The 11,285-nt window shown below is 57.8% G+C and carries 7 protein-coding genes and 1 pseudogene; 4 read left to right on the top strand and 4 right to left on the bottom strand.

The genetic code is table 11. The annotated features are described in order from the left end of the window. Positions 1–73: 73 nt before the first annotated feature. The 3 genes and pseudogenes from VJ956_RS07300 to xseA form a co-directional block, all read right to left on the bottom strand. Positions 74–283 carry a cold-shock protein gene (locus VJ956_RS07300; protein ID WP_008169155.1) on the bottom strand — a complete coding sequence of 70 codons (210 nt, stop codon included), beginning with the start codon at positions 281–283 and terminating at the stop codon, positions 74–76. Positions 284–438: 155 nt separating this feature from the next. After that, positions 439–2,328 (bottom strand): annotated as a pseudogene (locus VJ956_RS07295) (propionyl-CoA synthetase); the annotation flags it as partial. Between the two features lie 97 nt (positions 2,329–2,425). Next, positions 2,426–3,757, bottom strand: a complete 1,332-nt coding sequence (gene xseA, locus VJ956_RS07290; RefSeq protein WP_414674398.1) for an exodeoxyribonuclease VII large subunit — start codon at positions 3,755–3,757, stop codon at positions 2,426–2,428. Between the two features lie 207 nt (positions 3,758–3,964). Here xseA and guaB point away from each other — a divergent pair, with 207 nt between their 5' ends. Both guaB and guaA read left to right on the top strand, forming a co-directional pair. Then, positions 3,965–5,428 carry an IMP dehydrogenase gene (guaB, locus tag VJ956_RS07285; protein WP_324083308.1) on the top strand — a complete coding sequence of 488 codons (1,464 nt, stop codon included), beginning with the start codon at positions 3,965–3,967 and terminating at the stop codon, positions 5,426–5,428. A 31-nt stretch (positions 5,429–5,459) separates the two neighbouring features. Then, complete coding sequence (gene guaA / locus VJ956_RS07280; RefSeq protein ID WP_324083301.1) at positions 5,460–7,037, top strand: glutamine-hydrolyzing GMP synthase; 1,578 nt, start codon at positions 5,460–5,462, stop codon at positions 7,035–7,037. 62 nt (positions 7,038–7,099) lie between these two features. Here the strand turns inward: guaA and VJ956_RS07275 are convergent, their stop codons facing one another. Then, positions 7,100–7,465: a hypothetical protein gene (locus tag VJ956_RS07275; protein WP_324083293.1), complete on the bottom strand. Its 366-nt coding sequence runs from the start codon at positions 7,463–7,465 to the stop codon at positions 7,100–7,102. 164 nt (positions 7,466–7,629) lie between these two features. On the opposite strand from VJ956_RS07275, the gene VJ956_RS07270 reads away from it, so the two are divergent. Beyond that, a complete protein-coding gene (locus VJ956_RS07270) occupies positions 7,630–8,349 on the top strand; it encodes an OmpW/AlkL family protein (protein WP_324083287.1) in 720 nt (239 codons plus the stop codon). 512 nt (positions 8,350–8,861) lie between these two features. Continuing rightward, positions 8,862–11,171: an OmcA/MtrC family decaheme c-type cytochrome gene (locus tag VJ956_RS07265; protein ID WP_324083280.1), complete on the top strand. Its 2,310-nt coding sequence runs from the start codon at positions 8,862–8,864 to the stop codon at positions 11,169–11,171. Positions 11,172–11,285 lie beyond the last annotated feature (114 nt).

Below are 11,285 nucleotides of genomic sequence, written 5' to 3'. Positions count from 1 at the left end.
AGCCGGCTTTCGCCGGCTTCTGCTTTTCCCTGTTTCCGTGAGGGGCAAAGGGCGGGTCGGTAACTCCAGTGTGTCAGACCGGCGTTACGTTCTCCGCCTGAGGACCTTTCGGGCCCTGCGTTACAGTGAACTGAACCTGCTGACCTTCTGTCAGGGTACGGAACCCGCTGGCGTTGATTGCACTATAGTGAACGAATACGTCACTGCCACCGTCCTGGGCGATGAAACCAAAGCCTTTGGACTCGTTGAACCATTTTACATGGCCTGTTTTGGTATCTGACATTGATCTTTACCTGTATTTCTGTAATTTTTTCCCTCACGGGAGCTTCCGGCCGCTAACAGCCTGTTTTCAGTATAGCCTGCGTATGCAGAGCGTCAACGCCGTTCCTGTCATTTTTATCAAAATTTAAATGATAAAAAACAATAGGTTAGGGTTTTCTAGGATTTCAGTTGCGTGCTCAACTCTTCCAGGATAGCGGGATCATCAATGGTGCTTGGCACCTTGTACTCCTCGCCATCCGCGATCTGCCTGATTACCCGTCGCAGAATTTTTCCCGACCGGGTCTTGGGCAGGCGCTCAACGACCAGTGCACGCCGGAAGCAGGCAACAGCCCCGATCCGGTCGCGGACGATCTCCACCAGTTCCTCTTCCAGTTCGTCGTGACCGATGGTGGCACCGTCCTTGACCATCACCAGCCCGATGGGGACCTGGCCTTTCATGTCGTCCTGGGCGCCCACGACGCAGCATTCCGCGACGGCCGGGTGGCTTGAAACCGCCTCTTCCATTTCACCGGTTGACAGCCGATGGCCTGCCACGTTGATGACATCGTCGGTCCGGCCCATGACAAACACGTAGCCGTCCTCGTCCAGAAAGCCGCCGTCGCCGGAGGTGTAAAAACCGGGAATGGGGTCGAGATAGGTTTCGCGGAAGCGATCATCGTCGCCCCAAACCGTGGTCATGCAACCCGGCGGCAAGGGCAGCTTTATGGCAATCTGGCCCTGTTCACCGGCTGGCATCTGGGAGCCATCGAAGTCCACGATCTGCACATCGAAACCGGGGGAGGGCACGGTCGCAGATCCAGGTTTGGTGGGCATATGTTCCAGGCCGATAGGGTTGCAGCAGATTGCCCAGCCGGTTTCGGTCTGCCACCAGTGATCCAGCACCGGCAGGCCGGAATGTTCCTTAAGCCAGTCATAGGTTGCCGGGTCCAGGCGTTCACCCGCCAGAAACAGTCTCTTGAGGGAGGTGATATCGTACTGTCCCATCAGGTCGGCTTCGGGGTCCTCCTTGCGGACGGCCCTGAACGCCGTGGGCGCGGTGAACAGGAAGTTTACCTTGTGTTCCTGAACGACTCGCCAGAAAGCTCCGGCGTCCGGCGTTTTGACCGGCTTTCCTTCATAGACAATAGTGGTGCACCCGGCCAGCAGCGGTGCATAAACGATGTAGCTATGTCCCACTACCCAGCCTACGTCCGAAGCGGCCCAGAACACATCTCCGGGACCGGCGTCATACACCAGGTCCATGCTGTAACGCATGGCGACAGCGTGGCCGCCATTATCACGGACAACACCCTTGGGCTTGCCGGTGGTTCCGGAAGTGTAGAGAATATACAGCGGGTCGGTTGCAGCCACCGGAACAGGGCTGGCGGGAGTGGCACCGGCGACGAACTGCTGCCAGTCAAAGTCACGGCCCTCGGTCAGGCTGGCTTCAGCCTGCGGGCGCTGGTAGACCACGCAGAACTCCGGCTTGTGATCGGCCTGTTCTATGGCCCTGTCGACCAATGGCTTGTACTCGATAACTTTTTTCACCTCGATACCGCAGGAGGCCGTAATCAGGGCTTTTGGCGCAGCGCCATCAATTCTGACAGCAAGCTCGTTGGCCGCGAATCCGCCGAAAACGACGGAATGGATGGCACCGAGTCGGGCGCAGGCCAGCATGGCAATGACCGCTTCCGGAATCATCGGCATGTAGATGATAACCCGGTCGCCTTTTTCAATGCCGCGGCTTTTCAGTGCCCCGGCGAACAGTGCAACTTCCTCGGTAAGCTCACTGTAGGTGTAGGAGCGCTGGTTGCCGGTAACCGGGGAATCGTAGATCAATGCTTTCTGGTCACCGCGCCCGGCACGGATGTTGGCATCGAGGGCCGCATCTGAAGTATTGATAGTACCGTCGGGAAACCACTCGCCATGTCCGTTATCCTTGGCCTGCCAGATGGTTTTGGGAGTTTCCATCCAGCTCACCTGGGCCGCTTTTTCCCGCCAGAATTCGTCGGGAGTTTCCATGGAACGTCTGAATTCTTTCTCGTAGCTCATGCGGTGCACCTTGCCTTTCCGTTGATATCGCTGAAATAATCTAACCTAAAGTGTATGAGCTGGTGAGGCCAGTAGACCATCGGCTAAGAGTTTATACTTATGAGCCCGATAGCTATTCAGAATGCACCGCGGTGACCCTTGCTTCAAGACGGCCGCGGGCAACCCGGGCGGTAACCCGGTCCCCCGTTTTCAGGTCTGCTGCAGAGCGGATGATACTGCCCCTGTCGTCCTGCACAATGGCGTAACCGCGACCGAGTGTGGCAAGAGGGCTGACCACATGAAGAGTTTGCGCCAGATGCTCCAGCCGGCTGTTCTGCCGGTCAATTCGCTGGTCGACCGACGCCCCCAGACGCTGGTTCAGACTGTCGAGGTGGTCCCGACTATCAGCGAGGCGACGGACCGGGGATTGTAGCGACAGTCTCCGGGTCAGATGGCTTGCACGCATGTCAGAGCGTTCAAGCGTCTGACCAATGGCTTTGCCCAGCCGCAGGTCGAGCTCGTCCATGCGCTGGGCCTTGTCCAGCAGCTCCCGCCGCGGATCGCGAAGGCGTGCACTCAGGTGCCGGAGTGATGTTTCGATCCGGGTCAGGGCGCGTCTGGTGGCTCCGGCCAGCCGGAGTTCGCTTTCCCGCAGCTGTTTGCTCCAGGCGTCCTGGTCCGGTGAGATTTTTTCCGCCGCTGCCGAGGGGGTCGGCGCTCTGAGGTCCGCAACAAAGTCGGCGATGGTTACATCAACTTCGTGGCCGACAGCGCTTATGGTAGGCAGCGCTGATGCGGCTATGGCGCGGGCCACGGCTTCTTCGTTAAAGCACCAGAGGTCTTCCAGGGAGCCACCACCACGGCCAATGATCAACACGTCTGCTTCCGCGTGGGTATTGGCAGCCTTGATGGCCCGGATGATATCGGCGGTGGCCGCTTTGCCCTGCACGGCTGTGGGGTAGAGGGTGACCGGGATTGATGGGCAGCGCCTGGCAAGCACCGTCAGGATGTCGTGAATCGCCGCGCCAGTTGGCGATGTCACCACGCCAATACGGCGGGGCAGCGTTGGCAGTGGTTTCTTTCGTGCCACATCAAACAGGCCTTCCTGTTGCAGGCGGGCCTTCAGGGCCTCGAATGCCTGTTGCAGGGCTCCGGTTCCGGCGGGTTCGATCTGCTCAACGATGATCTGGAAATCACCACGGTTTTCATAAAGCGTTACTTTTCCGCGGATGCGGACCTGGTCGCCTTCTCTCGGAGTTTCGCGCACGCGCTGGTTAAAGCTCCGGAACATGGCGCAGCGAACCTGGCACCTGCTGTCCTTGAGCGAGAAATACCAGTGGCCGGAAGACGGCCGGGACAGACTGGACAGCTCACCTTCTACCCATACCTGAAGGAAGCTGGCCTCAAGAAGATGCCTGGCCTGGTGGTTCAGTTCAGTGACGGAAAGGGCCCTGGTCACAAGCAAACTCCAGTGGGTTGTATACGCAAATGCCGAAAAGGGAAGAGCAAAAGTAACGGAATTTCAGAAAGATGCAAACGGATGTTCGAAGGTGGACGGTTTACTGTCATTGGCCGCGCATTTATAATAGGTCGATTAGGAATTTTGTTTTGCCGCCCCGTTTGAAGCGGCATCGGAGTTCTCCAATCTAGCACGTTCAAAAGGCGGATCCCAATGCTGCGAATTGCCGAAGAAGCCCTCACGTTTGACGACGTTCTCCTGGTTCCAGGGCGCTCCGATGTCCTGCCACACGAGGTAGACCTGCAAACCTGGCTGACCAAAGGCATCAGGTTGAATATCCCGCTACTGTCGTCGGCGATGGATACGGTCACCGAGGCGGAACTCGCCATTGCCATGGCCCAGGAAGGTGGTATCGGCATCATGCACAAAAGCATGTCGGCAGAGATGCAGGCAGCTGCCGTACGCAAGGTGAAGAAATATGAAAGCGGCGTGGTGAAAGACCCGATTACCGTGACCCCGGAAACCACCGTTCGTGAGCTGGTGGATATCACCGCGGCCAATAATATTTCCGGGCTGCCGGTGGTGGCTGGCAACGAGCTGGTCGGCATCGTGACTGGCCGGGATATCCGCTTCGAGAGCCGCATGGAAACCCTGGTTCGCGACATCATGACCGGTAAGGATCGCCTGGTCACAGTGAAAGAAGGTGCAGACCTGGAAGACGTAAAGGGGCTGCTGCATCACAACCGTATCGAGAAAGTTCTGGTCGTCAATGATGACTTCCAGTTGCGCGGACTGATCACTGTGAAAGACATCCAGAAGGCCAAGGATTATCCGCTTGCCTGCAAGGATGATCAGGGCCGGTTGCGGGTCGGCGCCGCGGTAGGCACGGGTAGCGATACCGACGCCAGGGTTAATGCCCTGGTTGAGGCCGGTGTTGATGTCATTGTTGTTGATACCGCTCACGGCCACTCAAAAGGCGTTATCGACCGGGTACGCTGGATCAAGCAGACCTATCCGGATGTTCAGGTTATCGGTGGTAATATCGCAACATCGGCAGCCGCTATTGATCTGGCCGATGCCGGAGCCGATGCGGTGAAGGTTGGCATCGGGCCCGGCTCAATCTGTACTACCCGCATTGTGGCGGGCATTGGTGTGCCGCAGATTACTGCGGTATCCAACGTTGCAGAGGCCATGAAAGGTCGTGGTGTACCGGTTATTGCCGACGGCGGCATCCGGTTTTCCGGTGATATTTCCAAGGCTATTGTCGCGGGTGCGCACAGCGTGATGATCGGCAGCCTGCTGGCGGGAACTGACGAAGCGCCGGGCGAAATCGAGCTTTATCAGGGCCGGAGCTACAAAGCCTATCGTGGCATGGGGTCGATTGGTGCCATGGGCAAGGGCTCGGGCGACCGTTACTTCCAGGATGCCAGCAAGGGCATCGAAAAGCTGGTTCCTGAGGGTATTGAAGGCCGTGTTGCCTGCAAAGGCCCGATGCGCAACATTGTTCACCAGTTGATGGGCGGGCTGCGCGCATCGATGGGCTACACCGGAAGTGCGACCATGGAAGAGATGCGCACCAGACCGGAATTCGTCCGGATTACCAACGCGGGTATGCGCGAGAGCCATGTGCATGATGTGACCATTACCAAAGAAGCTCCCAACTACCGGATCGGGTAAACCGGCCTGTTCTTTCTGATCTGAGGATTCCATGGTTCACAACATCCACGACCACCGCATTCTGATTCTCGACTTCGGTTCCCAGTACACCCAGTTGATTGCGCGCCGGGTTCGTGAAATCGGCGTCTACTGTGAAGTCAGAGCGTTCGATATCACTGATGAAGCACTGGCTGAGTTTGCGCCGAAAGGCATTATTCTCGCCGGTGGTCCGGAATCCGTAACCGAGCTTGGCGGGCCGCGGGCGCCGGAGGGCCTGTTTGAGCGCGGAATTCCGGTTCTGGGGATCTGCTATGGCATGCAGGCCATGGCGGAGCAGCTTGGTGGCCGGGTCGTCAGTTCCGACAAGCGCGAATTTGGTTACGCCCAGGTCAAGGTAAGAGCCAGTGGCCCTCTTTTAAACGATATTACCGACCACCTGACGGCCACGGGTGAATCCCTGCTGGATGTCTGGATGAGCCATGGCGACAAAGTGGTGAAGATGCCCGATGGTTTCGAGCTGCTGGCGTCCACTGAAAGCGCCCCGGTTGCGGCCATGCAGCACACAGAACGTCACCTCTATGGCGTGCAGTTTCACCCGGAGGTGACTCATACGCTCCAGGGCAAGCGCATTCTGGAGCACTTCATCCTTAACATCTCGGGCTGTGAAGCGCTCTGGACCCCGGCCAGGATCGTCGATGATGCGATTGCACAGATCCGCAATCAGGTTGGCAATGACAAAGTGCTGCTGGGCCTGTCCGGTGGTGTCGACAGCTCCGTTACCGCAGCGTTGCTGCACAAGGCGATCGGTGATCAGCTTACCTGCGTGTTCGTCGACAATGGCCTGTTACGCCTCCACGAGGGCGATCAGGTGATGGACATGTTTGCCAACAACATGGGTGTGAGGGTGATTCGCGTAGATGCCGAGGACCTGTTCCTGTCCAAGCTGAAGGGCGTTGATGATCCGGAAGCCAAACGCAAGATAATCGGTAACACCTTTATTGATGTGTTCGACGCCGAGGCGACGACCATCAGGGATGTCAACTGGCTGGCCCAGGGCACCATCTACCCGGACGTGATTGAATCTGCCGCATCGAAGACGGGTAAGGCTCACGTCATAAAGTCCCACCATAATGTCGGCGGGCTGCCCGAAACCATGAAAATGAAACTGGTGGAGCCGCTACGTGAGCTGTTCAAGGATGAGGTCCGTCGCATCGGCCTGGAGCTTGGCCTGCCCTATGACATGGTTTATCGCCACCCCTTCCCGGGGCCCGGCCTGGGTGTGCGGATTCTGGGCGAAGTCAAAAAGGAATACGCCGACATCCTCCGTCGTGCCGATGCCATCTTTCTGGAAGAGCTGCACCGGGGTGGTTTTTACCACAAAACCAGCCAGGCCTTCGCCGTGTTCCTGCCGGTCAAATCCGTCGGCGTTGTCGGCGATGCCCGTCGCTACGAATATGTCGTTGCGCTGCGGGCGGTGGAAACCATCGATTTCATGACCGCACGCTGGGCTCATCTGCCTTACGATCTGCTGGAAACAGTGTCCAACCGGATTATCAACGAGATCACCGGCGTGTCGCGAGTCACCTACGACGTCTCCTCCAAGCCTCCTGCCACCATTGAGTGGGAGTGAGAGGCACTGACAGGAAATTTATGGCCCGGCCCGCAAAGTTTTTGCGGCCCGGACGCAGGTGTTTACTGTGCAGTGATTGAGGCCTCTTCCACCAGGGTGGGGTAGAAGTAACCCATGCCAAAATCGGTATCGAGCTTGACGGTACCGGTGGCCGTGACCTGGTCACCCACCTGGGCGGTGTCCTGACTGGTGAGAATCAGCCGTCCGTTGTCACCACTGCCGGTGCCGTCCTCCACGTGGACGAAGTTGCGGCGCATGATGCCATTGTTCACCTTGACCACTTCGCCAGAGACGGACACCTGCTCACCGCTCAGGGCCTGGCGCTGTTCGTGAACCTCGGCCACGCTAAGGGTTTCGGCGAAGGCGGCAGGGCTGGCCAGCAGGGTGGTGAGTGCCACTCCGGAGAGGGTCTTTTTCAGAGGCTTCATAAGAAGATCCTTGTCTTGATAAGAATAATCGCGTGTCCATCATATAGGCTAGCGGGGGCGCGCGGCAATTCGGCTGTTGCCGAGCGGCCCACTGCTGGTGGACTCGGGTTAAAAGGGGGTTTATTCTTTCTTTATTTTAATCAATCAGGTCTAAGGAGAGTACCATGTCACGTTCATTTCAATTCGGTTTTCTGGCTGCCGGTTTGCTGGCTGCAGCGCCCCTTGCACAGGCTTACGAGAGTGGTGATGTGCTGTTGCGCGCCGGCCCGGCACTGGTAGACCCTGACGCTACCAGCACGGATATAAATTCCCAGGGCCTGGGCGTGCTTGACGGCTGGCGGGTTGATGTCCAGTCCGCCACCGCCCTGGGTATAACCGCCACCTATATGCTGACCTCCCATATCGGCGTCGGGCTGCTCGCTTCCACGCCCTTCAAACACGACATCGTTGGCGCGGGTGTGCTTGGCGGAGCGGGGAAACTGGCGGAAACCAAGCATCTGCCGCCAACCCTTACACTGCAGTACTTCCCCATGCCCAGCGGCTCCAATATCCAGCCCTATGCTGGTGTCGGGGTCAATTACACCATCTTCTTTGACGAGCAGACCACGGGCACCCTCACCGGCGCCATTGACCAGGGTGTCAGTGGCGCCCAGGTCGACAGTACGGAGCTGCGGCTGGAGGACAGCATCGGCCTGGCCGCGGAATTGGGTGTGGATGTCATGCTGGACAGCAATTTTGGTCTGAACGCTGCCGTCTGGTGGGCGGATATTGATACCGACGGCACCATCATTGCCAGGGAGGGGAACACCGCCGTGGATGCCGCCTTTGTCGATGTTGACATTGATCCCCTGGTCTACATGATAGGCTTCACTTACCGCTTCTGAACCCGGTGCCGTTCACCGGCTTACTCGCCTTGTCGGGGGCCGGTAGACGGCGCCTTCTTCCGGGCCGGGCCCGGCCCCGCCTTTTCCAGGTTACTTCGCAGGCAATCTGGCTCTGCAGCTGACGACCCCGAAAAACCATCGGTTCAACTCAGGATGCTGGCTTATGCAGTCCGGATTCTGGAATATTGAATGGGTGAAAGGGCGTTTTATTCTTCCTCTACTGCTTTTGTCTCTATGCCACCTGACGTAGTTTTGATTTTGGTCAATTTGATTGCGGCCAATCTTACCTACGCTACTCTCATGAAAGTAATTTATCAAGACGAAAGAGCCCGGGCGGGTGAGGGCTTTGAGCTACATCAAGTATTACCCAATTAAAGAGATTCCCCCTTTACGAGGCATAACACCCTGAGTAGAAAAGATGTTATGAAAACTTAATGAGGTCGTCCCAGGACTGCCGCACGAGACTGCGGCAGCTTTGTGGCAGGAAGCGGGATTAAAAGGAGTTCATAAAAATGAAAGCGATGAGAGAAACATTAACAACACGGGGCCTGAAAGGCCTTATCGGCAAGGGGCTGGGCATCTCGAGCCTGGCCTTGTTGCTCGGCCTTTCGGGCTGTAATGATGACGCTGACGTAATTGTCACGTCGCCGCCGGCACAGGATTCATCACCGACTTCCCCTTCCTTCAACCAGGTGCCTGGTGAGCTGCAGGTTACAATTACCGATCTGGAAGTCAGCAGCCCCCCGGTGGTGAACTTCCGGATTGAGGATGGCAACGGTTTCGCCTTTGATGCCCTGGCAGATGGTGTGGCGAGTTTCACCATTGCCAAACTGGTACCGGGCAGCGACGGCAACACCAGCCGCTGGCAGAGTTACATCAACCGCACGGAGGAGCAGACAGCCGGCGATCCGGGCCCGGCTCCGGTTGGCACCACCACTACCCAGGCGGCCACGGACAGTGGCGGCACCCTGGTCAATAATTTTGACGGCACCTACACTTACACCTTCGGCACCGACATCACTGATGTCTCTCAAACCGGAGGCGTCACCTATGAGCCTGACCTGACCCACCGCGTGGCCATGTACACCAACGCCCGCGCCACCTATCTGGGTGAGCCTCTGCCAGTAGTCAATGCTGCCTACGAGGAAGTGCCGGCCAGTAACCTCACCGAGGGCATTGATTCCCGCAAGATCGTCGCCCAGGAAACCTGTAACTCCTGCCACGGCGACCTGGCCATCCACGGCGGTTCCCGCAAGGACGTTGACCTCTGTGTGACCTGTCACAATCCTGGCAGCACCGATGCCAACAGTGAGCGCACCGTCGATTTCCGGGTGATGATCCACAAGATCCATATGGGCGACGAACTGCCCAGTGTTGTAGCGGGCGGCGAATATGCCATCTGGGGCTTCCGGGATTCCAAGCACGACTACTCTGACGTAGGTTTTCCACAAAGCCCGGAAAACTGCCTGACCTGTCACGACCCGGACAATACCGACACACCCGATGCGGCCAACATCGCCAACAACCCCAGCATCGAGGCCTGCGGCGCCTGTCATGACGATGTCAATTTCAGCACCGGAGACGGTCATACCGGCCGGAACATTGCAGTGACAAACGCCGAATGTTCAACTTGTCACCGGGATGGCGGCTTTGCCGGGCCGGTTCGGGATTCCCATATTGTCCCAAGCACCGCCGCTGGCGAGTTGTTCGAGTACAATATTCTGGAGGTCACTGACACAGCCCCGGGGCAGACGCCAATCGTACGCTTCTCGGTTACCAACCCTACCGCCGGGGATGCAGCCTACGACATCAACAACGACCCACAGTTTACCACCGGCGGCACTGCGCGGCTGGCAGTTATTCTGGCATGGAATACCGGCGACTACACCAACGAGGGTAGCGGTTCTGCCCCGGGCAAGGTTGTTTCGATGGATCCGGTAGGTTCAGCGACCAATAATGGCGATGGCAGCTTCAGTATTACCGCTGGTACCCCGATCCCCGCAGATGTAACGGGCTCAGGCGCAGCGGCGATCGAAGGGCATCCGGCTGCCGCCGATGACGAAGGCGCTTTCACTATCCAGGCTAAAGTCACTGGTGCTGTTGAGTTCTTCCCCATTACCGACGCTGAAGCCCAGGCCCGCCGTGATGTGGTTGACGTGGCGAAGTGCCAGACCTGCCACGGTGTAAAGGATGGCCTGTCACTGCACGGCAACAACCGTACAGACAACATCCAGCTGTGTGTGACCTGCCACAACCCACGGGCAACCGATCTGGCTCAGCGCCCGGCCGATCCGGATGGAACCGATAATGAGGTCAATACCGCCGCGGTAGGCGAGGATGAGGAGCAGTCCATTGACTTCAAGCGGATGATCCATTCCATTCACGGTTCTGCTGTGCGGACTACCGACTACATTGTTTATGGATTCGGCAACAACTCCCATGACTTCACGGATCTGCGCTATCCGCGTGAGCCGAGTGACTGTGAGGCCTGCCATAATGAAGGCACCTATGAACTGCCCCTGGCAACCTCGGTGCTGGGCTCCACGATCGACACTGAAGCAACCGTTGCAAGTTCAAGCCCATTCGGCACCAGCAATTTCATTGGTGATGCCCTGGTACAGACCGATGACAGACTGATCAGCCCGGCTGCTGCCGCCTGTTCGTCCTGTCATGATGACGCGACCGCGCAACTGCATATGGAGCAGAATGGTGGTCAATTTGGCAACATTGCTGATGAAGGCGCCAATAGCCAAGGCTCCTGCGCAGTCTGCCATAGCGAAGGCAGCATTGCCGATGTCGGCGAAGTCCATCGCGGTGACTGAATACCGTCACGATGAGCGGGGCCTTGCCCCGCTCTGACTTCCACATGGAATCGGAGCGACAAACGGCAATGATAAACGCAAAGCTTCACAGAAAATGGCAACTGCCGGTACGCT

Source organism: Marinobacter sp. (genome assembly GCF_035268745.1).
Classification (GTDB): Bacteria; Pseudomonadota; Gammaproteobacteria; order Pseudomonadales; family Oleiphilaceae; genus Marinobacter.
Note: the sequence above shows the minus strand (reverse complement) of the source record. Positions and strands in the feature narration are given on the sequence as shown.